The organism is Aquimarina sp. MMG016 (assembly GCF_018100805.1).
Lineage (GTDB): Bacteria > Bacteroidota > Bacteroidia > Flavobacteriales > Flavobacteriaceae > Aquimarina.
Genome location: NZ_JAGJEA010000018.1, coordinates 26,133 through 51,036, shown reverse-complemented (window position 1 = coordinate 51,036; position 24,904 = coordinate 26,133). Strand labels below are relative to the sequence as shown.

Below are 24,904 nucleotides of genomic sequence, written 5' to 3'. Positions count from 1 at the left end.
TTGTGCGAACAAAAAAGCAAAATATATGCGATATTACCTTATCACCTTTCTCATTTGTAGTATAAGTTGTACCAATACAGATCCAAAATATAACTCAGACAAAATAACTGATTTAATAAAAGAATTAGTTGATGATGAATTTACAGCCGGTGTTAGCTATGCCATGCAAATTGGAAATGCAGAATCCATAGTCGGTCAGTATGGTTTTGCAGATATTGAAAATAAGATTTATGTTAATGAACAGACGAAGTTTAGAATAGCATCTGTTACTAAACCAATTACTGCTACTGCGATTATGCAACTTGTAGAACGAGAAGAAATATCTTTGGATAATACTATTAATAGGTTTTTTCCGAATTTTCCTAACGGAAGTTCAATTACTATATATCATTTATTATCACATACATCTGGGATACCTAATTGGTGGGAAGGAGGAATGCCAAAGGATGAGCCTAAAAATTTTCCTATGTGTAAGAACCCACATGTGTATTTAGAAAGAATGAATCGAATATCAGATTTTGAACCAGGGAGCTATCACAACTATTCTAATAGTAATTATGTGCTCCTTGGAGAAATTATACAACTGGTTTCTAAACAGTCTTATGCTGATTACATTAGTGAAAATATTTTTATTCCTTCTGGTATGAAGAATACAGAAATGGAATATTCTGATTCGAATACAGAAGGTTATGCAAAAGGGTATACATATCTACATGAGGATAGTCATAAATTTGGAATTCCTGATGCTTATGCAATGCCTTTTTCTGCAGGTGGTTTAAGGTCAACAGCAACAGATTTGTTAAAATTTGCAAATGCTCTTCAGTTGGGTACATTAGTAAGAAAAGAAACATTAGCAACTATGATATCTTATGCTTTATTAAGTAATGGGAGTAGGGTTTATGAATCGTTATACTCACCTTCAGGTCAATACCCAAATTTCCCAAATAACATTGATAAATTCGGCTATGGATTGGGATTTCAAATTATGGATAATTTTGATACCAAAGTTATATCGCACGGTGGCGATATTGCAGGATTTAATGCAATATTTATTAATGTTCCTAAAAGTAACTCGAAGTTGATCATTTTAGCGAATACAGAAAATGGTATTTTGTCACAACTTAGAGCAATTGAAAAAACCATAACAAATATAGAATTACATATCACGGATTAGCCTTGTTAAAAATAATCGCGGTTACGATAAAATTCTCTAGTAAGGAGAGTTTACTGTCATAGAGTAGTGACAGTATTACTGTTTTATTGTTACAATGTGTTTGTGTTTTTATGTAAAAGATAATGATTAAAAGTAAAGCTAATCCATACAAGGTTATGATTTGTGTAGTCTAAATTTGATAATGCTTCTTAAAAATGTTTATTGTTGTGCCTTCTGTCTATATAATCGATAATAATACCAAGCTGCAATACCACCTATACAAGAAAATAAAGCCAACATCCAGAATACATGTTGATGACCTTTTATCCCTGGTGAATTATCCAGTAAATATCCCATTGCGGGTCCAGCGAATATATCGGGCGTATACCCTATAAGAGAAATAAGGCCCACAGCAGTTCCAGTAAGAACCAAAGGAATTTGGCCTCTCTGCATTACTGCAAAGTAAAGAGAACGTGCGGCATATACTCCGGTTGCCACAACTAAAATCGAAATAAAGAATAAAACCGTTGCAGAATTTGAAATCAAGCCCAGAGCAAACAACAAAGCCCCTAGGAATGAAACAATAAAACTAACGACTAACCAGAAAGTGATTTGTGAGCGGTCTGCTAATATCCCGATAAGAACACCAATTACCGGACGAACAAATAGTAAAAAAGTACCTACCTGGGCTGATTGCACCTGGTCATATAACATCACATCCTGTGCATATAACGAAAACACATCGGTGATTTTATAGCCTACATAAGCGCATAAAATGATGATCATCAATAACCATACTGAGGGTAAGCGTAATACTTCTGCAATTTGTGATATGGTTATTTTTTCCAGGATAATCTCTTGTTCTGTTTCGCGATCCAATTTCATAAAGAACCATACTGCTAATCCCACCAGAGTTACAATACCAGCAGTTACCAGTATCACTTGCTTAAAAGCTGCTCTGTTTTCCGGAACAGTAGCTTCAGATATGTCTGAGGTTATAAACAAAGAGAATATAAAAACTCCCATGGCTCCAAATAACGCTCCTACTAATCCTCGTCCACCGTCTAAAAATCCAAATGCCTTACCTTGTGAAGTAGATCCACCCCAAACCCGGGTGGCTTTGATCATTGGTGCCCAGAATAAAAAGATGGTAGTAAACCCCCAATACCCATATAATATTTTTAATACTGTATAACTTGGGAATGTAGCATAAACCAATCCTCCTAAAGCAGTCATCCAAAGTGCCACGGCTATTAATTTTCTTGGAGGGAATTTATCGGCCAGGGGTCCTCCAAAGAGATAGGATAATAAAGCTACAATGCCATATATAGAGAAACAAATGCCTAACTGAAGGTTGTCCAGACTAAATGCTTCCAGCACCGTAGGTCTAAAAACTCTGGCAAGCACAAACGGAAGAATAAATACGGATTCTCCTGCCAAAATAAGTAGAAAGAGAAAGTACCAGGGAGCTTTTTTTTGATTCATAAAGTGTAATGAATTAGATTTTTAAGTGTAAGTACAACCATTCTTGTCTAAAAACAGGTCTAAGTGTTGGTGTTTAGTTAATAAAGCTTACATAGGTTGTATAAAATTAGTTTGGAATATGAATCATAAGATGTATAAATATACATTGATCTGAACGAGTTTAAAAGTACAGACTTTGGGTTAAGAAACAAAACCTTAATTGTTTTTATCCATATTTGGAATAGTTTTTACTACTTGGTTGTTTAGCTTAAAAGATCTGAGGGTTGTAATTTTTACTACCCTCAGATCTTATGGATTAGATAGATTGTTTTATACGAGCATCCCAAACTCTTGTGGTCGCAACTTTCTGTGCATATTCTGTAAAGCTTTTAGGTTTCCTTTTAAGTACTTTTTCCACATCATTAGTGATTTCTGAATTCTTGGGGTTACCCAAAACCTCGGTGAATAAATATTCAATGAGCCAAATAAAGTCTTCAGGTAGTTTTGCACTTCGCATACCATCCGAATATTCTTGTATTGAGATCGGTATAAAGGTTATAGAACGTTTACTTACTTTTGCGATAGTATCAATGGCTTGTCTGAACGTAAGTGCTTCAGGACCCGTAAGCTGATATGTTTGGTTATTATGTTCGTCTTCTAATAGTGCTTTAACAGCAACTTCTGCAATATCATCAGTATCTACAAAAGGAATTTTTACCTCGGCTTGCGGTAGTGCTACAAATCCATCCAAAATTGGATCTAACAAAAAATTCTCACTAAAATTTTGGTTGAACCAACTAGCTCTTACTATGGTATATTCGATTCCTGAGTGGATAACTACTTGCTCACATAATTCGGCCTCCCGTTCACCTTTACCTGATAAGAGTACCAGCTTTTTTATGGAAGCATTTTTAGCCTCTTTTATTAATTGTTCAATGGCTTCTAATGCCCCGGGGACGGCTAGATCCGGTTGGTAGGTAATGTATACTTTATCCATACCTTCTAAGGTTTGTGACCAATTTTCCGGTTGGTGCCAGTCAAACGATGGTTGGACAGATCTAGAACCTACACGTACATTGTGACCAAGTCCTTCTAGTAGATTGACAATTCTTCTTCCGGTTTTTCCGGTTCCACCAATAACTAAGATGTTTTCTGATTTCATTTTTTTAGTTTTAATACCTGCCGTTTGGCAAGTGGGTTATTATTGAATATTGAACTTCAAGGAATTGAAGCCTTTTGTTTTTTATTTCTTTGTTCGTTTTATTTATAGAATAGCAGTCCCGTAAGAAGCAATATAAAAGCCATAAAAGAAGTAATCGTTCTTATCATATGCCAACGAGTCCAAGGTTTTTCAAAAGTCTGTCGCAAATCTGCTAGCTCTTGTTGAGAGATAGTTTCTAATAGTGTTTGGTCTAGTATTTCATTAAGGGGTATATTCTTGAATATAGTGACCATACCTACTCCCATAAAAAATAGGATAGCCACAAGTAGAAATAACCAGAAGATATTAGTATGTCTACTTAAATAAGCGTTTAAAAAGAGTAGAATGACCGGACCGAAAAATGTAATTAAAAAACTAGGATTAATTATGACACGATTCATAGCCTGGAATGACTGAAGAAATGTTAAGTTGTCCAATCGTCCAATTCCTGGAATGATTGCATTTGACCAGGTAAAGCATAAACCAGCTGTTAGCCCAGTGCCTATAAGGCTTAATAATAGTGTTATTGATCTTAATGAGAGTTCCATTGCTATTGATTTTTTACGGATGTAATCCAGTTAAGTAATTTTGGATAATAGATGTAGCATTTGTTGTACTATACAAAATTAGAAAGGCTTTTATGCTGGTGGAGTCCACAACAGTAACTTTTGCTGGTGATAGAAATGTAAAGCCTTTGTTAGGTTTTTGAAAGGCCGTAAGCGCTGCGCTTAATGATAAACTTAATCCGATAATAAGTTTTACTAATGCTGTCATCATTCAACTATTTTTAGTGGTTTGATGAAGCAAATTTCAGTGAAAAGACGTCGAAAGATTTATTCGAGGAGAAGTTTGATTTGTTCGAAAAGTGCGTTATTTGATTTGACTAGGTCTATAACCAAATTTTTTTGCAAAAGCATTAGAGAAAGAACTGAGGCTATCATAACCAACTTGCCAGGCTGCTTCTTGCACTGTTGCCTTTTTCTCACTTATGAGTTTATGAGCTGATGATAATCGTTCATTTTGAAGGTATTTAAATACTGGTACTCCAAAAACCTCTTTGAATTCCTTTTTGAGTTTAGTAGTGTTAAACCCTATTTGTTTAGAAAGTTCGGTAAGGGAGGGAGGGTTTTCTATATTTGACAATAAAATGTCTTTTACTTGATTTAGTTTGTCCCGATGATGAGGTTTTGATGCAGATTCTTGTAGTAGCGCCAGCTGCCCGAAAAAATGAGAAAGTAATGCAGTAATTTGACTTCTAAAAAACATCATTTTTGTCTTCCCTATATATTCATTAGTAAAAATAGCATCTACTATTCTCTCCATTTCAGGAGTCATAAAAAAGCTTGGTCCTTCTACATAATGATCGCTTGGATTAACTAATTTTTCTAGTAGTTCCGCAAAAATTTCACCCTCTTGATTCGGTAAATGGTCTAGATTACGTAAGGCTGTAGCTACCACTATACATTCTAGATTTTTATCGGGCGATATAGTATGCTCAAACTCTACCTTTTCATCCGCATAAAAAGAAAGCGCTAACCCTCTGGTATGGTGAAAGTCTTTTTGCTTTTGTTCAAATTTTACTGAAAGGTCTACGTCACCAACCCCATAAAATGCAATAGCAATTAAAGGCTCTTCAAAACGACAAATATCGATTTCGATGGTTTTTGCACTGGCCTCTTCAACAAGAATGATAAAGTCATTGATATGTATGAAATCTCTGGTCATGGATACACCTTAAATCTTAGAAATTGGAAATGACTTCTTTTTAAGAAATAAAATTAATAAATTAAAAGTAATTAAATTGTTATTACTTATATGGTAATACCCCCAATGATTTATTTATACTTTTATAGCTTATACAGACCAATAAAAAGTGTTTATGAAGAAGAAGGAAAGTGAAACTAAAAGAATAAAGAAACCTTGGCCTACTAAAGATGTTATGGAGCAGATTTATGAAATGAAACTTTGGGGCGGCAGTACATTAGATTTTTATTCGGGTATAGGATCGCATCATCCTGAGATTATAAGCCCGTATATAGGTGTTGTAACATCATTTTTAACATCTTTTAAAAACCCTCTTGTTGTATGTGATTTAGGTTGTGGTGATTTTAATGTTGGAAAAGAATTGGTGAAGCATACTAAAAAGTACGTTGCAGTGGATATAGTAGCAGATCTTATAGCACATAATAAAGAAAAATTTATAGCAGATAATTTAGAATTCCGTTGTTTGGATATTTCGTTGGATGATTTGCCTCCTGGTGACTGTGTTTTGCTAAGACAAGTACTACAGCATTTATCTAATGCCGAAGTAGAACGTATAGTGAATAAATTAGCAGATTTTAAGTATGTTATTGTAACAGAACATGTGCCTGAAGGAGATTTTGTACCCAATAAAGAGATTATTTCGGGACAAGGAATTAGATTAAAAAAACAAAGTGGAATAAACCTATTAGCTCCACCATTCAATTTTAAAATAAAAGAAGAAAAACAATTATTGACTGTTCCTTTACATGACGGTAAAGGGGTAATAGTAACTAAGATTTATACAGTTTTTTAAACTACATCTATATATAAATATACCTGTTCATAATTAAGGGTTTTACACCGTTCTAAATGCACTGTGTTTTTTTCTATGTTAAAGTGAATCTCTTTTTGTTTGTAGAGCAAGAAATACAAACTATACATTAATTTCACTTTAATATAAACAACCCAGAATATCTGTAAAGACATTCCGGGTTGTGTGAGTTGTATTGTAGAATAGTTACAATTCTAAAAGAATCGAGTACCTGCTCTAAACGAACCTGAGTTATAAGGACGGGTTCTTTTTACTTGTCGCTCAGTATTGGTAGAGGTATAGTAATAGTAGTACCAGATTCCGTTAGGAAGATCTACTTGATACTTAAGTACCCACTTCCAATCACTAAATGGCCAGGAAGCAGTATTCTCCCAGGCATAAAATTGTAATCTGGTGGTACCGCATACAACATTAGTATAGGTTTGGGTATCATCCAGTTCTTTCCAATCTCCTCCGTAATAAGAACTACGAGTCAAGGAGGTCCATAATCCACTATCACAGAAACGGATATCTGACGGTGTTGATACCACAGGAGAGCCCCAGCAATACCAGTTTCTAAAATTGGTGGATCCTACATCAGTACACGCTTTTGCTGTTATAGATGGTGTTACATAATTTGGATCCAAAAATTCTACTACTGCCCCCGACTTTTCTATGGCTCTACCGGATAGTTGTAGTTCAGACCCTTCTGCTGTTTTAGCGATACGTTCGGGTACTGCAACTGCACTTGCCGTCAAGGATACAAAAAGATCAAAAGGTGATCGATTTATACTATGTAAGCTTTCGTCCTGATTCTTTGCAGAAACTCCATATAGTGATTCTAACACAATCATTTCATCTTCTTCTCCTAAAGCAATAAATTGATACTGATGTCCGTCTTTTTGAATTTTTGCAACTTCTACAGATATACCACTTACTTCATTAAGATACTTAGCATCCTCAGTAGGAGTATCCTGTATCTCCTGCTCTAGTAATTGTTCTTCTTGTAGTTCTTCGTTTCTGTCCTCACAGGCAACCAATACAATCCCCAGCATAATCATTATTGCGAGCGTTTTTAAAAATCTTGTTTTCATAAAAATGGTTTTAAAAGTTAATTAGGTTTTCCGGAATTACCTATTGGATGCAAAGCTATGATGAAAGCCAGGGCGCATCAAGAAGTGAATCACGGTTTACCGATAGGTGTAGTACGGATAATATTAGGGTGTTTTTCCTTTGAATAATAAGTTATTGATCCTGAAATATTTACGGGATAACATTAGTGTGGTAAAAAAACGAATAAGAGTTATCTTTCTATTCTTAAGGTCAAAAGATTTAATGCTATTATGTGTTATATTCCTTTGCAGAGAGATCCTTTTTTATAGTTTTGCATTTTTAAAGAAAATTGATATGATCTCTATAGACGGAATAGCAGTAGAGTTTAGCGGTGAAACCTTGTTTAGCAATGTTTCTTTTGTGATTAATGAAAATGATAAAATTGCCTTAATGGGTAAGAATGGCGCTGGTAAATCTACTATGATGAAGATTATTGCCGGAGTACAGAAAGCAACCCGAGGAAATGTTCGTTGTCCTAAGGAAGCCGTAATTGCTTACCTGCCTCAGCATCTACTAACTGATGATGATTGTACAGTTTTTGAAGAAGCATCCAAAGCTTTTGGTGAGATCCAGGATATGAAACAAGAAATGGATCGCCTGAACAAGGAGTTAGAAACTCGTACGGATTATGACTCTGATGAGTATATGGATATTATTCAAAAAGTGACAGATCTGGGAGAAAAGTTTTATGCGATAGAAGAAGTTAATTATGATGCTGAAGTAGAAAAAGCATTGATGGGACTTGGTTTTAAGAGAGAAGATTTTACTCGACCAACCAGTGAATTTAGTGGCGGATGGAGAATGCGGATAGAACTTGCCAAAATATTATTACAGAAACCAGATCTGATTCTTCTTGATGAGCCAACTAACCATGTAGATATAGAATCTGTTATTTGGTTAGAAGATTTTCTAATTAATAAAGCTAAGGCAGTAATTGTAATTTCTCATGATAAAGCCTTTATCGATAATATTACTAATCGAACTATAGAAGTAACCATGGGTAGAATCTATGATTATAAAGCTAATTATAGCCATTACCTACAATTACGAGAAGAGCGACGCGCGCATCAAATAAAAGCATATCAGGAACAGCAAAAATTTATTGCGGATACCAAAACCTTTATAGATCGATTTAAAGGGACTTATTCAAAAACTAACCAGGTCAATTCTCGTGAACGTATGCTAGAGAAGCTGGAGATTATAGAGATTGATGAAATCGATACATCTTCTTTGAAACTTAGGTTTCCACCTGCTGCACGTTCTGGCGATTATCCTGTGATTGCAAAAGGATTGTCTAAACAGTATGGAGACCACGTGGTTTTTAAAGATGCTGATATGTCAATTGCCAGAGGAGAGAAGGTTTCTTTTCTAGGTAGGAATGGAGAAGGGAAATCTACTATGATTAAAGCTATTATGGGTGAAATTGACTATAAGGGACAGTGTGATTTAGGGCATAATGCCAAAGTGGGTTATTTTGCTCAAAACCAAGCATCGTTATTAGATCCTGATCTTACTGTTTTTCAGACCGTGGATGAAGTTGCCAAAGGAGATGTAAGAACACAGGTCAAAAATATACTAGGGCAGTTCATGTTTAGTGGCGATCATATTGATAAGAAAGTAGGAGTATTATCCGGAGGAGAAAGAACCCGATTGGCTATGGTTAAACTATTATTAGAACCGGTGAATGTGTTGATACTGGATGAACCTACCAACCATCTGGATATAAGGTCTAAAGATGTATTGAAGGAAGCGTTATTAGCTTTTGATGGGACCTTGATATTAGTTTCTCACGACAGAGATTTTTTACAGGGATTATCTAACAAGGTATTTGAATTTAAAAAGAAAAGAGTAATTGAACATTTTGAAACCATAGATAACTTCTTGGAAAGGAACAAAATGGAGAGCTTAAAAGAGATTGATTTGAAAGGGTAAGAAAGTTTTAGATTTTCTTATCTAATCGAATAATACCAATTCATACTTAACCATAAACGGTTTTGGGAAGCTGAATCAAAGAATTCACTAAGCCGATAATCTAAGCCTAATTCTAATTTGTTTTTTGCATTGAGTTCATATCCGATAAAAGGGATAATTCTGATCTCTAGATCTGCTTTGTTACTTTGATAAGAACCTAAGTACTCATTATTAAACTTGAGATAAAATTCATTAGGGTCTACACGGTCCCCATTAAGAGGTTTTTCTAACGTGACCCGATATCGCAACCTGAATGAAGGAGACTTCCGATTACTAAAAGTTTGATCGGTAACAAAGCGATGTCCTAACCTAAGAGCATCAAGGTTCTTGACAATAGTAAACTGCTGAATAGATCTGTGAACAATTTCATCACCTTCTATTCTAAATAAATACCCTAAGTTAATTGATTGCGAAGCTCCAATCTTATGAGAAACAATGGTTGTTAGATCTGTCAATACGTAATCATAAGAAAACTTATTGTCTAACATATCATCCCAAAGTAATTGTCTTGATTCGATACTGTTTATAAGCTTTGTGTGATCAGATAATTGATTAGATAAGACTACTTTAGGCAATAATCCATTGGTAAACGAGGATTGTGCCCCGAGAAATTCAGAAATGAATAGGAGAAGATATAGAAAGGCGTACTTTTTCATTCTAAAACTCAATATTATCGCTATTGCGCTGTACAATAGGTAATACTTTGATTATCTTACCGTTTTTAGATAAAAGCACTTCATAGGATTGATACCCTTTTTCTTTTTTACCTTTTACAATAAGTTCATACTGTAGTTGATAATCACCTTGGATATTACTTTTTTGGACCAATTGTAGTATCACGTCTTTATCACCTTTCCATTGAATCTGAGTTTTGATGATCTTGTATTTAAGAAAAATAGAATCAAGTGAAGTGCTTATATTCTTTGCAATAATAGGAGATAAGGTTTTAAAGCGTATTGTTCGTTCTACATCTAGTACATTTCCTAACAGATCGAATTCTATACTGTATTTATTGTTCTGGTAACGAGTTTTGGCTTCTATTGTTTTACCATCCTGGCTTTCTTCTGTGTACCACTTTATAGAATTTTCAGGAAAACATAACTTAATAAAAGTCAAAGCTTCTTTCGGAACTTCATCAGTATTTATTCTATATTCTCGCTCGAATTTAGTTTGCCCTTTACTATCTGCATAAGTAAATAGCATACAAATGAGTAAAACCAAGCTACTTTTTAGTAGCATATTTGATCCTATATTTTTTACTATTTTGATTAGACACATTCTTAAAAGAGACTTTTATACAGAACTGTTAATTATTATTAGTAAAAGTAGGTTTTTATTTGATTGCAAGTTATAGGTCTATTACTTATTGTAAATGTACAGAAAATGTTCTAGCTTGATGTGATTGATGATTTAGAATTTATAGATTAAGAAAATTGAATTTCGAGCGGTTTTTTCTCTATTGGCATAGATGTTAAATAATTATAAATATTTAAAAAAAACAGGTATTTACATCCTGTTTTTAGCTGTTGTGCTGTAATATTTTTGTGTAAAATTAATAACAAATAAAACACACAATCATTATGGAAACAGCAAGTTTAGAAAAAGTATTTAATGTGGGTAGTAAGAATGGAGTATCAACTGATGGGATTGCCGTAAATGCTTATGGGCAAGGTCAATGTTCAGGTGCGACTTACACGGTTTCTGCACATTCAACAATTGATGTTGATTTTACGATTAATATGTTATGCATTACTCCTGATAATGTTAAAACATTGAATGATTTGATACGAGGTCTTCTGTCTGCTTCAAAGCAACATGAGTATGATGAATTATCAAAAAAAGAAGTAAGTGATGGAATAAGTTTTTTCTCTTTCTTTTCTGGAGGAGCAAAAGAGTAAATCCTAATAACCTTACGATATATTCATTTGGCGAATACCGGCAGGAATCCAAAATTCAGAATATTACTACAGTATTAACTACAGAGTTTGATCTTATCAGGTTTCGTCTTCCATCATCTGATATGGTAATATTTGGTGTTAGTTTAGGTGCAGGAACATCTCTATATCTATTGGAGAACGAGGTATCATATTCGTTTTTAAAGCTTGGGATAGAGAAAGAATTCGGACTAAAGGATACCTTTATACTTGGACCGGGTTCAATTGAACCGGAACATAAGTTATATCCTGCTTTTACATGGCGATTTTCTACAAGCTTAACTATACAATCAGCTAAGTCGTTAAATGTTTCTTTAGGATTTAGCTTCAGTAGTTTAGGAAATTTTGTGATCATGGAGCGTTCACCGAGTGAACAATCGCTTTTTACCATCGATAGTTTTAATGCGCAAAATGGAAATGGTACGACCGAAAAGTTATCCTTGCAGGTAACGAATAAGAAAAGAAAAATTATATATAATGAGGTATTTATAAAGGTTTCCCTATGGTAATGAGACCCCAATTCAGGTGTGCCTGGACAGTATGTGTTATTTGATCTGTATATAATCAATCTCTAAAGCAAAGGACTCTGCTTTTTTATTACCAATAAGAAATGCAATTTCATTCAGAGTTTCTCCAGGGTAGTTAGGTAAATCTAATTTTCTTCCTCTAAATGCAGGGTACATTTTTGATAAAGGAATCTCAATAGTTTGCCAATCTCCTGTTGTTGTAAAATAACTAATATAGGAATAACGATCACGAGTACTTGTTTTTACCCTGAATTGATAACGTTTTCCATCTCCCTTAATACGCAATACAACCTTAGTATATTTTTTTATGATTTTAAGAGGAAATCGATATCTAACAGATGAAAAACCACCATTGTTTTCTAAAGAAACAAAACCTTCAAAGTTTCCATGTCCTTGGTCGTTAATACTAAATTTCCCTTTAGATAGGCCTCCCATTACACCATCGTTAACCACACGCCAATCCGAAATATCGGCATTTTTGTCAAAGTCAAAAAATAGCATAGCAGATACCATAATAAGAAAGTACGTGATTGAAAAAATATAATTCATTTTTGTTAATCATAAAGTTTGTAAAGTCAGTCTTCTATAGTTTCTATCTGCTTCATAATTTCTTCTGCTTCTGCACTTTTATCATCACTTGCTTTTCGGTTGGTGTGAGATAGTTTATAAGACTCTTCCATTAGCTGTTGATACTTTTTGGTGAGTACTTCTTTTTTTGATTTTTTCTTAAATAATCCAAACATGATACGACTTTTTGAATAGCAAATTTTTACCTAAAGTAGTTTATTATCGCTTAGTCAATTTTGAAATTTTTCTTAAATGTTTTGAATATTAAGTTAGTTTTAAGGTTTCAGGTTGGTCTTTTACTTTAAAATCAAATATATCATTTCGCGCATAATGACCAATAACATCAAAATCTAGTTTACTACGATTGATTTCATCTAGATCTAATTCTGTGATTAATACTCCAGATTGATCAAATAAAGGTCCAGCAATTACTTTGCCCATTGGGGAAACAATAATACTTCCTCCAGGACATATATCCTCTGATTCGTCTTTGACTAATGCTTGGTATTGTTCGGGATACATAGATTTGGTATAATATTGATTGCATCCTAAAACAAAACATCTGCCTTCTAAAGCAATATGTTTCATGGTGGCGGTCCATTCCTCTCTGGAATCAGCCGTAGGGGCAATATAGATTTCTACACCTTTATGATACATTGACATGCGTGCCAATGGCATATAGTTTTCCCAACAAATGAGTCCTCCAAGTTTTCCAATTTTAGTGTTAAAGGTTACTAAAGATTCGCCAGATGCTTCAGCCCATATAATGCGTTCTGTTCCGGTAGGTTTTATTTTTCTATGTACTCCCAGAAGACCATCAGTAGGAGAAATATAGAGCATCGAGCAATACAAACTGCCATTGGTGCCTTGTTTTTCTGTAGCTCCGATGACTAGATATATATTTTGTGATTTAGAAAGTTTTTCTAATCGTTTAAGATCATTACTTTGTAGATCAATACTGTTTTTATAGTAGGTGTTATAAATTGCTCTCCCTTCATTAGTTCTACTTCCCACGGTTGCTCCAAAATTAAAACCTCTGGGATAACCAGGAATAAAAGATTCTGGAAATACCAATAGCTCACAACCTTCTTTAGAATACGTAGCGACTACATCTTCAATTTTCTGTATTGTTTTTTCTTTATCAAAAAACACAGGGCTTTCCTGGACTACACCTACTTTGACCTTCATAACTATAAGTTTTTCATTAATAGATGAATAATACTTGATATTGGATTTAATTCTGATGGAATAGTGGTTATTGATTCTAAAACGCTACTTCCAACGATAGTGAAGTTATCCTTTAACGCTTTAATACAATTTTCAGCTTCTTTGATATGTAAACCGTTAGGAACTTTATAATAGGTTTTATCATAATCGTTTGGTTCGAGACAGTCAAAATCAAAGTGCAGATATAGGTGCTTTATATTTTTATCCTTTAATGTTTTTACCAAATGCTCTATGGATAGTGTAAGAGGGGCATAAATATGGCCTTCAGTAATTCTCAATTGTTCTGTTTCATCAATATCTCGAAGTCCTGCATAATGAATCTGTGATGCTTTGATTTTAGAAAAGAGTAGGGGATGCATCTTTTTTTCTCCTTCACCTAATAATGTTCTGAGTGGCATACCATGAAAATTACAACTAGGGGAATCACAGGGTTTATTAATATCTGCGTGTGCATCAAACCAAATTACTCCTAGGTTAGGATACTTTTTATTAAGATAAGACACTGGAACAATCTCGAGTCCGCAATCACCACCAATAGTTTGTATGGTTTCCGGTTGTGAGCTTTTGATATGATTTTTTAATCGGGAAAGCTGTTCAGTAATGGCATCATAGTTATTAATATCGTATTTCCTTTCTCCATTTTCGCCTGCCGGAAGTTCAGAAAGAGGAATATGTATAAATTTAGGATCGTTAACAAAGTCTAAAATAGTTTTAGCTCCTGATTCAATAGTTGTTCCGGTTCCTGAACCCTGCCATTGTGGGAAATAGATTTTCATTATAATGCTTTTATATTTATATAAAAGTTAGGGTCTACAGTTATTTTATCTCCTTTGAATTTTTTGGTTTGCCATTCGGCATTGGGCTGAATCCATTCTGCTTTGTCATCTATGAGAATCCTTACCGGCGCGTCGAATTTTTCTATGATATTCGTATAACGATATTTCAGTTTCCCATTTTTGAAACTATATTCTAAGGTTGGAATTCTCGTATCTCTGAGATATTGATTAAAGAATTCAGTAAGATCAATTCGGCTATGTTTACTTATATAATCTTCAATTTGCTTAGTAGTAACGGTTTGGTGATAGAAATCCTTATTCATTCCTTTTAGGATCGAACGCCATTTTTCATCATCTTCGATCAACTGACGTAATGTATGAAGCATATTAGCTCCTTTATAGTACATATCTCCTGAACCTTCGTGATTGACATCATAAATTCCGATTATTGGGCGATCGTTTTGAATGCCCTGTCGGGTACCGATTACGTATTCAGAAGCAGCTTTTTTTCCGTAATAATAATCAAGAAACAGGTTTTCAGAATATGCAGTAAAACCTTCGTGTATCCACATATCTGCGGCATCTTTATAGGTAATGTTGTTAGCGAACCATTCGTGTCCAGCTTCGTGAATAATAATAAAATCAAACTTCATTCCCCATCCGGAACCCGAAAGGTCAAAACCTCTATATCCGTTAACATACCCATTACCATAAGTCACAGAACTTTGATGTTCCATTCCTAAATAAGGAACTTCTACCAATTTAAAGCTATCTTCATAAAAAGGGTATGGGCCAAACCAGTGCTCGAATGCTTTCATCATTTTAGGAGCATCTTTGAACTGTTTTTTAGCCTTATCTAAATTATACTTTAATACGTAATAATCCATATCCAGAGTTCCTTTTTCTCCTTCGTATTGTTCTCCAAAATGGACATAATCTCCAATATTGATATTTACACCATAATTATTGATAGGATTACTCACAAACCAATGATAGGTTTTTGTGTCATTATTTTTTTCTTCTACTTTGCGAAGTCTTCCGTTAGAAACATTCATCAGATCTTTAGGGACATTAACACTAACTAGCATACTATCTACTTCATCATACATATGATCTTTATTAGGCCACCAGACGCTAGCCCCTAATCCCTGGCATGAAGAAGCCACAAAATGTTTACCATTTTCATCTTTTTTCCAAGAGATTCCACCATCCCAGGGCGCTTTTTTGGCAGGTTTTGGTTTTCCGCTGTAATATACTTCGACTGTGTTGATTTCATCTTTCTTTTGGGGTTTCTGCAATGTTATAAAATGAGCATTTCCCTCAGAATTCACATTCAGTTCTTTTCCATCTTGTAGTACTTTTTCAATCTTTAAAGGAGGTTGCAAGTCAATTTGCATTACCTTATGATTTTTTAATACTTTATATTGTATAGTATTCTTTCCTGCTATAGTCTTTTTATCTGGATGGACCGCAATATCTAAATGATAATAAGTAAGATCCCACCATTCACGTTCCGGAGTGATTGAGCCTCTTAAGGTATCTTGAAGGGTAAATTGTTTTTCTTGCGCACAGGCCTGTACTATTGAAAATGTAAATAGTACAAAATAGATTAATCTGTTCATGTATTGTATTTTATCAAACTATAGTATTGATGCTAATGTATATATAATTCCTGATACGTGACTTTACACCCTCGATATATACTTGTATATGAAATCTACTAGTTTTATAGTTTACAAAATACTACTTCTGATCTTTTTCCACAACTTACTTAAAATGTATGTAGCTGTAATGACAACTATAGTTAAAATTGTTGCAAATGTATATTCGCCGTAGATCCAATATCCTGCCGCAAAAAGCACCCCATAGATCAATACACAACCTACTAACATAGCCAGAATTCCGGAAGGAACACTCCATTGACTAAAATCTGTTTTGATATTGATCTGCTGTTTTTCTGCACTTTGGAGGATCGTTTTCCACCCCGGGCCACCAGGCTGAATTTTTTTATAGAAATCGAATAAGATGTTATCATCTTCGGGTTTCGTTAAAAAAGTGACTGTAAGCCATATGATGGTAGTAATGCCTACAACAATAGGGTATTTTGACCAACCCGGAAGCATTCCTTCCTGAAATAGAGCCAGGTTTACAGAATCTAGGTTAAAAATAATGGAGACAATACCAGAGGCGAACATAGCAGAGATTTCACTCCAGGCATTAATACGCCACCAAAACCATCTAAGTATAAAAATGAGTCCTGTACCGGCACCAAACATAATGATATAGTCAAATATCTGTTTGGCATTGGTGAGTAGTAACGCTAGGACAGCACTTAATACCATCAAAATAGCAGTAGAAATTCTACCAACCATCACCAGTTCCTTTTCTGAAGCATTTTTATTGACCTGTTGCGTATAAAAATCATTAACGATATAAGAAGAACCCCAGTTGAGATGTGTCGATATTGTGGACATAAATGCTGCTATTAATGAAGCTAGTACAATACCTAATAATCCTGATGGTAATCGTGTTAGCATTGCAGAATATGCCAGGTCGTGACCGATTTTATCTTTTTGCACTTTATCTTCTGGAAAAGCTTTGCGAATAGCGGTAAGTCCTTCTGAAGCAAAATAATATGCATCGAATTGTTCTTGTTCTGTATCACTAAGTTCTCTGGTTTCTGCCACTTTCTGCATTTCGATATAGTTGTACTTAGCGGCTTCCATGGTATTTGTATCATCCATAGGATACAGTACCAATGAAGCTAATGCAACTAAAATCCAAGGCCACGGGCGTATTGCATAATGCATGATGTTAAAGAAAAAGGTAGCGCCAATAGCATGGTTCTCATCTTTAGCTGCAAGCATTCGCTGAGCGATATATCCACCACCACCAGGTTCAGCTCCAGGATACCAAGAACTCCACCATTGCACAGCTAAAGGTATGATCAATAATGTGATCAACAATTCTGTGTTGTTGAAATCAGGAAGTAAAGAAATCTTATCTGCTACCTGTGGATGTGTAATTAAATTAGCAACACCATCAACTTCTGGTAAGTTAACAATATAATATGCGGCTCCAATAGCACCAATCAATGCTGTAAAGAATAATACAAAATCAGTATACACCACACCTTTAAAACCTCCTACTGCACTAAAAATAACTGTGACTACAGAAGCAATCCCTACGGTTTCTAAAGCGGTTAATCCCAACATTACTTGTCCTATTTTGATTGCTGCTAGTGTTACACCAGACATTGCCAGTATATTAAAAATAACTCCTAGATATACTGCTCTGAAACCTCTCAAGAAATGTGCGGGCTTACCTCCATAACGAAGATCATAAAATTCGATATCAGTATTCACATTAGATTTTCTCCAGAGTTTTGCATACACAAATACCGTTAATAATCCTGTGATTAAGAAAGCCCACCAAGCCCAATTTCCTGAAACCCCTCCTTTGCGAACAATGTCCGTTACGAGATTAGGAGTATCCGTAGAAAATGTTGTGGCTACCATAGATAGCCCTAAGAGCCACCAAGGCATATTTCTACCGGACAAGAAGAATTCGCTGGTATTTTTTCCGGATGTTTTGGAAACCCAAATACCTATGATTAAAGTGATAGCAAAAAAAGAAAAAATAAGAATGAGATCTAGAGTTGATAGTGTGATCATTAAAATGATTGTTTTTAAATGTGAATGTCTTTGTTGTTACTAAAAATGATTTCCTTTACGAGTTTTACATAGTTACGTCCAATAGGAATTCTATTAGCATCTATTTCTATCAGATTACCTTCTACAGATTTAATTTTATCTATGGCAATGGTGTAGGACCGGTGTACCCGAATAAAATTAGAACTTGGTAATTCTTCTGTGATACCCGTTAATGATTTATGCACAAGATATTTGCCTTGTACAGTAATCACCTTAATATAATCTTTAAGACTCTCAATATATAAGATATCTTTAAGAAGGATTTTGACTAGTTTTTTATCAACTTTTAAGAAAATAAAAGGTTCTTTATTGGAGTATTGACCATTTTTAGATTGGTTTTGATTGATAGTTTGATTTAGTTTATTTATGGTTTTTAGAAAACGGTTAAATGGTATAGGTTTTACCAAATAATCCAGTACATCCAGTTCAAAACTTTCTACTGCATATTCTCTGTATGCAGTAGTGATAATAATCTGGTAATCGTGCATACTGTTTTTTATAAAGTCTAATCCGTTCATTCCAGGCATATTAATGTCTAAAAAAACAGCATCTATATTACCTTCTTCCAGTATTTCCAGAGCTTCTATTGGGTTACTAAATGAACCCCGGAGTTCAATGTTTTTAAAAGAAGCCAGATGTGATTCAATGATCTTTATAGCGAAGGGTTCATCATCTATAATTATGCATGTAGTCGTCATAATAAAGGGATTTTTAGCAACACATTAAATGTGTTATCTATAATTTTGGTTTCTAAAGAGTAATTATTTTTATATAATAACTCCAGGCGCCTTCTTACATTTTCGATTCCTATTCCGTGTTTTTTTTCATTGGTATTATTAGTATTGAAATTGTTTTTAGCAGTAAATATAAGTTCTTCATCTTTTGCATTTTCAAAATGAATATCCAGTGCTACCGAGTCATTGTTTTTACTTCCATGTTTAAAACAGTTTTCGATAAAAGGTAATAACAATAATGGAGGAATCACTATATCGTCAATGTTACCTTTGATTTGTATTTCTGATGTAACCTTCTCTCCATGTCTTAAACGCTCTAGTTCCAGATAGCTTTGGATATAATTGATCTCATTTAATAAACCTATTTGGGGTTCTTTTACATCATATAAAACATACTGCATAATCTCGGACAGTTTTAAAACTACATCAGGAGCTTTTTCAGACTTTTCCATAGTAAGGTAGTATAAACTGTTTAAGGTATTAAAGAAAAAATGAGGTTGTATTTGTGACTTAAGATATTTTAACTCTGTTTGAAGCTGTAATTGCTTAAGTGATGCATTTTTTTTTCTTTCTGCAATCCAATCTATGGTTAACTTTATTGCGGTGACTAATGCCACAACATATATCTCCCCAATAGTAACTGCAACAATATGATTGAAACTAAACGCCTTTTGATTTCCAATAGCTTCAGGCCAGATATTGCTGGTAACTAATAATAAATTAAGCCACGTTCTTGCCACATATACTAATGCGAGTGTACCAATAATAGCAACAAAATATAAGGCTATTTTCTTTTTTAGTACTAGTCTGGGAATGAGGTAGTATATATGAAAATAAGTAATAATAATATGTAAACTAAATTCTACAATATTAGACTTTAAAGAATATACATAATCATCAAAGTAGCTTCCCCAGCGAATAAAGTTAATCAAAAAATACCCCGTCCAAAAGATAAAATGGTACCTCACTGGGATTTGGTAAGTATCAGATTTTAGTATTCTGTTAGACATAGTGTTTTATTGTTTTTTATGATAAATTGTTAAAAAACGTGAAAAAATTATGTGTTTTTTTAATCAAAAACAAAATACTTGTCATAATATTTTAAAATGTTGTTTTTAAGAAAAACGTTAGTATGTTGAAACATGTTGTTTGTTGTTTTTTTTATGTTGTTTAGATATTTAATTTCTTTTTAACATTTATTCCTGAAACCTTTAAAACTCAATAAATCAACAAATCAATCTTAATTTAAATGAGAAAAAGTATTTTAATTTTTTCTGTTTTTTTATCTTTTTTGATGATAGAACAAGTAAAAGCGCAGGAAAAAGCAATTTCGGGGACAGTAACTTCTAAGGGGCAAACTTCAGTTCCACTACCAGGAGTTAATGTTATTGTAAAAGGAACATCCAAAGGAGTACAAACAGATTTTGATGGGCGATATGAGATTAATGCTTCTGTTGGAGAAGTATTGGAGTTTAGTTATGTAGGACTTGCACCAGTTGCGGTGACTGTCGGCACATTAGACATAATTGATGTATCTATGGAAGAGAATCTAGAACAACTTGAAGATGTTGTGGTTACAGCTTATGGAATCAAACGAGAAGCAAAAAAACTAGGGTATTCTATACAAACAGTACAAGGAGAAGATGTAAGTAATGTAAAAACGGTAAACGTAACCAATGCACTATCGGGTAGGGCAACAGGTGTTCAAATCAATCAAAATGGTACAGGGGTCGCCGGTTCTTCTAGTATTGTAATTAGAGGGATTGCCTCATTGTCACCAGATAATCAGCCATTAATAGTCATTGATGGAGTAATTGTAGATAATGGTGGTTTAGGACAAGGAGGTTTTGATGGAGGTATCGATTATGGTAACGCCTTATCAGATATCAATGCCGAAGATATTGCATCTATTAATATTCTCAAAGGTGGTAATGCAACTGCGTTATATGGATATCGAGGTGCTAATGGAGTGGTATTAATTACTACCAAGAATGGAAATACAGGAAAAGTTCAGGTAGATTTTAGTACTTCAATCACTTTGGATGATATACTAGTTGCTCCTAAATTTCAAAATGAATATGGACAAGGTAGATTTGATACCGGAGCTAACGAATTGGTGTATGATACAAGTGTAGGAACTAGCTGGGGACCTAGATTAGATGGCTCACAGAGAGAACGGTTTGATGGGGTTGGAACAGCTGCTTATAGTGCCGATGATAATGATTTTAAAGATTATTATAGATTAGGATATACCATCATTAATTCTGTTGCTGTGGCACAGGGGTTAGAAAAAGCTAATTATCGATTTTCATATTCATATCTGGACAATGAATCTATTTTACCAGGTAGTGGGTATGACAGACATAATTTTAGCCTCAAAGCCGGATTAGATATCTCTAAGCGATTAAAACTTACAGGAAAAATAGATTATATCAGATCTAATGCTGAGAATAGGCCAGATCTAACTGATGGGCAAGCAAATTCGGTCAAAAATCTAGCTTTTAGACCTAGAAATATTTCTAATGCCTTACTAAGAAATAATTTTATCAATGAGGATGGAGCACCTAATAATTGGAATGGTGCTTTTATCCAAAATCCTTATTATGCTGCATTAACAAAACTTAATACCGATAAAAAGGATCGGTATTTAGGGCTACTAAAATTAGATTATAACATTACAGATGAACTTTTAGCTTCTTTACGTATTTCTCAAGATCAGAGTAATGCTAATGCTCTTGTTTTTCAACCTGATGGCGCATTTAATGTTAGACCTAATGGAGGGATGATAGATCTTACATCAACTACTACTATAAATAATTATGATTTCTTATTGAACTTTGATAAAAATGAAATCATATCCAATGTATCTTTAGGATTAACAGCGGGGTTAAGCCAAGCAACAGATTTCTTTAAGTTAACAAGAGCTACCGGAGAAAATATATTAGTTCCCGGACTTTTTGCGATTGACAATTTTTCTAATAAAAATGTAACTACGGATATAGCCGAAACTAAATCTAATTCAGTTTTTGGATCATTTTCTTTGGGGTATAAGAACTATGCATTTTTAGAAGTTACCGGTAGAAATGATTGGAGTTCTACACTACCAATTGATAATGCATCTTTTTTCTATCCTTCTGTTGGTGCAAGTTTTGTAGCCACTGATGCCTTTAATACCAATAGCAAAATTCTAAGTTATTTAAAACTAAGGGCTAGTTATGCAAAAGTTGGTAATGCTACAGAACCCTATAGATTAAGAAATACGTACAATATATCCTCAAATACGTATAATGGCCAGTCTTTCTTTTTCTTTGGCGCTAATATTCCTAGTGCAGAAGAGGGGGCTGCTCCGGGGATAGATTTGTCAAATCCTGATCTAGAGGCAGAATTATCTACAACTTATGAATTTGGTATTGATGCACGCCTTTTTGGGAATAGAATGACGCTAGATGCTACATATTATAATAATGAAACCGAAAATCAAATATTGGATCTTACCTTACCTCCATCTTATGGTGCAGAATCTAGAATAATTAATGCGGGGTTAGTAAAAAACTTTGGGGTTGAAATTTCTCTTAATGCAATTCCAATAGAGTCTGAGAAGTTTTCGTGGAATACTTCAGTCAATTTTTCTAAAAATGAATCCGAAGTAGTTGAATTAGCAGAAAGAGTACCAACGCAAGTCTTAGCAAGGCAGTTTAACGATGTAGTGCAATTAGTTGCTTCAGAAGGAAAACCTTATGGTGACTTGGTTGGCTCTACCTACGAAAGAGATGAACAAGGTCGAATTGTATATGATACAGATGGTTTGCCAATTGTGGGTGATCTTGGTGTAATCGGAAATGTAACGCCGGATTTCTTATTAGGATGGCAAAATACATTTAAGTATAAAAATCTAACCTTGGGAGTATTATTAGATTCCAGATTTGGAGGAGACATATTTTCTTTCTCAGATATCTCTCTTGCTACTAACGGAACAGATGAAAGAACATTACAAGGAAGAGAATTCTTTACAGGAGGACAAGGAATCCTGGTTCCTGATAATGCTGTAGTAGATGGGACCTTACCTGTAGAAATACAACAAAGAGGTGTGAACCCAGAGGCATATTGGACCAGATTAGGTACTATCTCTGAAGCTTGGGTATATGATGCTACGTTTGTAAAACTTCGCGAAGTATCCTTGACCTATAATCTAAATAGTAGCTGGCTTAAAGGCATTGGAGTAAAGACATTATCATTAAGCTATATAGGTAGAAATCTAGCAGTTCTATATAAAGACACACCTAATTTCGATCCGGAAAATGGATTTAACACCAGTTTTTCAGGAATTGAATTTTTTGGTTTCCCTAGTACAACAAGCCATGGATTCAAGATGAATGTATCATTTTAATAAAACTAAAAGATCATAAATATGCGATCATTATCCACTATATCAAGAAAAAGTGCTTTAATACTGACTTTACTATGTATTATATCGTGCACGCAAGATTTTGAAGAAATTAATTCAGATCCTGTAGATCCACAGTCTGCAAGTATCGAAGGTATTATGGCAGGAGTTCAATATTTTGAATTTGCCGAGCCTCGTTTTGTAACCTGGAGAGGGAATCTAATCTATACGTCACAGTTTTCACATCAATTTAGTTATAATGTAACTTCCTCCTGGTTCGGGGCAGATGCATACCAGAATAATCAAGGATGGACTAATGCTGTATTTGATGCTTCTTATAAAAAAGTCTCTTTGAATTTAAGGAATTTATTAGTAAATTATAATGATTTGGGAGATCAGAATGGAGCTGCTGTAGCAAGAATAATGATGTCCTGGTTTTATCAGAAAATGACTGATATCTTTGGTAATATACCCTACAGTGATGTCGCTGTAGCAGAATTACTTCCTCAAAACAATCTACCACAGTATAATACTCAAAAAGATATTTATACTGCCATTATTGAAGACCTCAAAACACAAATTGATATTATAGGTTCGGCTACAAATGCTATTGGCGGTGATGAAGGAGATTATTTATATGCGGGAGATCCTCAGAAATGGAAAGCATTTGCTAATACATTACGCTTGCGAATGGCTTTGCGATCTAGAGATGCATTTATCCAGGATGGAGAACAGGCATTTATAGATGCTGTTATTACAGAATGTCTTGCTGATGATTTGATAGAAGAATCCAGCCAGGCATTATTACCACGATCTGTTACTCCTTTAGAGTTATCTAACCTAGATGGAGGTTTTGAGGATATTTACCACGGTTTTGGAGAAACTTTAGGCCCAAAATGGGTGTTTACAGAACGGTATCTTTCTCTTTTAGAAGATAATAATGACCCAAGACTTTCTGAAGTTGCAGAACAAGCTCCAAATGGTGGATATGGAGGTTCATTTATAGGATCCAGAACGCAAGCAGTACGTGAAGATATGGCAATTCCATCGGCTAAGATTATTGGGTTGTCAACTACAGATGTTGCATCATTAGCTCCAATTCAAGTAGTAAGCGCTGCAGAATCATATTTTCTGCAAGCAGAAGCAGCAGTACTTGGATATGGAGGAGATGCTAATACCTTATACCAAATGGGAATTCGAGCGAGTATGGAATATTGGGGAGTTAGTAGTGGTGATGCAGATAATTTTATAATGAATGAAACCATTGCGCAACTAATAGGTAGTACACAAGAGAACTTGGAGTCGATTTGGAATCAACGCTGGTTGGCTGCCTTAACCAATGGATATGAATCTTGGGCTTTAGTAAGAAGAACAAACTTAATAGATGATTTAACTGATAATGCGTTGTTTTTTGTTACCCAGCCTAATAATGGAATTGTACCTAGAAGGCTCCCATATTCATCAACGGAGTTAGTGAGTAATGCAGAAAATGTAAATAAAGCAATTCAGCAACAAGGACCTGATGAAATGTCTACTAACATTTGGTGGGATATCGACTAAATTTTTAGATGCTTTTATATGCAATC

At 34.4% G+C, this 24,904-nt stretch carries 23 protein-coding genes; 7 read left to right on the top strand and 16 right to left on the bottom strand.

Going from position 1 to position 24,904, the window contains the following annotated elements:
• Positions 1-25: 25 nt before the first annotated feature.
• Positions 26-1,174: a serine hydrolase domain-containing protein gene (locus J8M14_RS21950; protein ID WP_211076981.1), complete on the top strand. Its 1,149-nt coding sequence runs from the start codon at positions 26-28 to the stop codon at positions 1,172-1,174.
• A 198-nt stretch (positions 1,175-1,372) separates the two neighbouring features.
• Here the strand turns inward: J8M14_RS21950 and J8M14_RS21945 are convergent, their stop codons facing one another.
• From J8M14_RS21945 to J8M14_RS21925, 5 genes are all read right to left on the bottom strand, one after another.
• Positions 1,373-2,638, bottom strand: a complete 1,266-nt coding sequence (locus tag J8M14_RS21945) for an MFS transporter (protein ID WP_211076980.1) — start codon at positions 2,636-2,638, stop codon at positions 1,373-1,375.
• A gap of 295 nt (positions 2,639-2,933) precedes the next feature.
• Positions 2,934-3,779, bottom strand: a complete 846-nt coding sequence (locus tag J8M14_RS21940) for an NmrA family NAD(P)-binding protein (RefSeq protein WP_211076979.1) — start codon at positions 3,777-3,779, stop codon at positions 2,934-2,936.
• Positions 3,780-3,877: 98 nt separating this feature from the next.
• Entirely contained in the window at positions 3,878-4,366 is a 489-nt protein-coding gene (locus J8M14_RS21935) for an anthrone oxygenase family protein (protein WP_211076978.1), read from the bottom strand.
• 13 nt (positions 4,367-4,379) lie between these two features.
• Positions 4,380-4,595 (bottom strand): hypothetical protein, encoded by a 216-nt coding sequence (locus J8M14_RS21930; RefSeq protein ID WP_211076977.1) that lies wholly within the window; start codon positions 4,593-4,595, stop codon positions 4,380-4,382.
• A gap of 93 nt (positions 4,596-4,688) precedes the next feature.
• Positions 4,689-5,543 (bottom strand): AraC family transcriptional regulator, encoded by an 855-nt coding sequence (locus tag J8M14_RS21925; protein ID WP_211076976.1) that lies wholly within the window; start codon positions 5,541-5,543, stop codon positions 4,689-4,691.
• Positions 5,544-5,697: 154 nt separating this feature from the next.
• Here J8M14_RS21925 and J8M14_RS21920 point away from each other — a divergent pair, with 154 nt between their 5' ends.
• The gene (locus J8M14_RS21920; RefSeq protein ID WP_211076975.1) at positions 5,698-6,375 is read left to right on the top strand and encodes a class I SAM-dependent methyltransferase; all 678 of its coding nucleotides are present in this window, start codon (positions 5,698-5,700) and stop codon (positions 6,373-6,375) included.
• 212 nt (positions 6,376-6,587) lie between these two features.
• Here J8M14_RS21920 and J8M14_RS21915 read toward each other — a convergent pair whose 3' ends face one another.
• Positions 6,588-7,466 carry a hypothetical protein gene (locus J8M14_RS21915; protein ID WP_211076974.1) on the bottom strand — a complete coding sequence of 293 codons (879 nt, stop codon included), beginning with the start codon at positions 7,464-7,466 and terminating at the stop codon, positions 6,588-6,590.
• 313 nt (positions 7,467-7,779) lie between these two features.
• On the opposite strand from J8M14_RS21915, the gene J8M14_RS21910 reads away from it, so the two are divergent.
• The gene (locus J8M14_RS21910) at positions 7,780-9,417 is read left to right on the top strand and encodes an ABC-F family ATP-binding cassette domain-containing protein (RefSeq protein WP_211076973.1); all 1,638 of its coding nucleotides are present in this window, start codon (positions 7,780-7,782) and stop codon (positions 9,415-9,417) included.
• A 17-nt stretch (positions 9,418-9,434) separates the two neighbouring features.
• Here J8M14_RS21910 and J8M14_RS21905 read toward each other — a convergent pair whose 3' ends face one another.
• Complete coding sequence (locus tag J8M14_RS21905; RefSeq protein ID WP_211076972.1) at positions 9,435-10,112, bottom strand: DUF2490 domain-containing protein; 678 nt, start codon at positions 10,110-10,112, stop codon at positions 9,435-9,437.
• Position 10,113: 1 nt separating this feature from the next.
• Positions 10,114-10,695, bottom strand: a complete 582-nt coding sequence (locus J8M14_RS21900) for a hypothetical protein (RefSeq protein WP_211076971.1) — start codon at positions 10,693-10,695, stop codon at positions 10,114-10,116.
• A gap of 341 nt (positions 10,696-11,036) precedes the next feature.
• On the opposite strand from J8M14_RS21900, the gene J8M14_RS21895 reads away from it, so the two are divergent.
• Positions 11,037-11,354, top strand: a complete 318-nt coding sequence (locus tag J8M14_RS21895; protein WP_211076970.1) for a hypothetical protein — start codon at positions 11,037-11,039, stop codon at positions 11,352-11,354.
• A 122-nt stretch (positions 11,355-11,476) separates the two neighbouring features.
• The gene (locus J8M14_RS21890) at positions 11,477-11,899 is read left to right on the top strand and encodes a hypothetical protein (RefSeq protein WP_211076969.1); all 423 of its coding nucleotides are present in this window, start codon (positions 11,477-11,479) and stop codon (positions 11,897-11,899) included.
• A gap of 36 nt (positions 11,900-11,935) precedes the next feature.
• Here the strand turns inward: J8M14_RS21890 and J8M14_RS21885 are convergent, their stop codons facing one another.
• The 8 genes from J8M14_RS21885 to J8M14_RS21850 all read right to left on the bottom strand — a co-directional run bounded on the left by J8M14_RS21885 (position 11,936) and on the right by J8M14_RS21850 (position 19,944).
• Positions 11,936-12,466: a CIA30 family protein gene (locus tag J8M14_RS21885; RefSeq protein ID WP_247672742.1), complete on the bottom strand. Its 531-nt coding sequence runs from the start codon at positions 12,464-12,466 to the stop codon at positions 11,936-11,938.
• A 26-nt stretch (positions 12,467-12,492) separates the two neighbouring features.
• On the bottom strand, positions 12,493-12,660 hold the full coding sequence (locus tag J8M14_RS21880; protein ID WP_211076968.1) for a Lacal_2735 family protein: 168 nt from the start codon (positions 12,658-12,660) through the stop codon (positions 12,493-12,495).
• An 88-nt stretch (positions 12,661-12,748) separates the two neighbouring features.
• The gene (locus J8M14_RS21875) at positions 12,749-13,672 is read right to left on the bottom strand and encodes a carbon-nitrogen hydrolase family protein (RefSeq protein ID WP_211076967.1); all 924 of its coding nucleotides are present in this window, start codon (positions 13,670-13,672) and stop codon (positions 12,749-12,751) included.
• A gap of 2 nt (positions 13,673-13,674) precedes the next feature.
• On the bottom strand, positions 13,675-14,487 hold the full coding sequence (locus J8M14_RS21870; RefSeq protein ID WP_211076966.1) for an arginase family protein: 813 nt from the start codon (positions 14,485-14,487) through the stop codon (positions 13,675-13,677).
• Positions 14,487-16,109, bottom strand: coding sequence for a M1 family metallopeptidase (locus J8M14_RS21865; RefSeq protein WP_211076965.1), 1,623 nt, complete (start codon positions 16,107-16,109; stop codon positions 14,487-14,489). Before J8M14_RS21865 ends, J8M14_RS21870 begins: the two co-directional genes overlap by 1 nt.
• A 111-nt stretch (positions 16,110-16,220) precedes the next feature.
• A complete protein-coding gene (locus J8M14_RS23220) occupies positions 16,221-18,161 on the bottom strand; it encodes a sodium:solute symporter family protein (protein WP_247672741.1) in 1,941 nt (646 codons plus the stop codon).
• A gap of 14 nt (positions 18,162-18,175) precedes the next feature.
• Positions 18,176-18,898, bottom strand: a complete 723-nt coding sequence (locus tag J8M14_RS21855) for a LytTR family DNA-binding domain-containing protein (protein ID WP_211076964.1) — start codon at positions 18,896-18,898, stop codon at positions 18,176-18,178.
• Positions 18,895-19,944, bottom strand: coding sequence for a sensor histidine kinase (locus tag J8M14_RS21850; RefSeq protein WP_211076963.1), 1,050 nt, complete (start codon positions 19,942-19,944; stop codon positions 18,895-18,897). Before J8M14_RS21850 ends, J8M14_RS21855 begins: the two co-directional genes overlap by 4 nt.
• A gap of 239 nt (positions 19,945-20,183) precedes the next feature.
• Between J8M14_RS21850 and J8M14_RS21845 the strand changes: the two genes are divergently transcribed.
• Positions 20,184-23,321, top strand: coding sequence for a SusC/RagA family TonB-linked outer membrane protein (locus J8M14_RS21845; protein ID WP_211076962.1), 3,138 nt, complete (start codon positions 20,184-20,186; stop codon positions 23,319-23,321).
• Between the two features lie 21 nt (positions 23,322-23,342).
• Positions 23,343-24,878, top strand: a complete 1,536-nt coding sequence (locus J8M14_RS21840; RefSeq protein ID WP_211076961.1) for a SusD/RagB family nutrient-binding outer membrane lipoprotein — start codon at positions 23,343-23,345, stop codon at positions 24,876-24,878.
• The last annotated feature ends 26 nt before the right edge of the window (positions 24,879-24,904 follow it).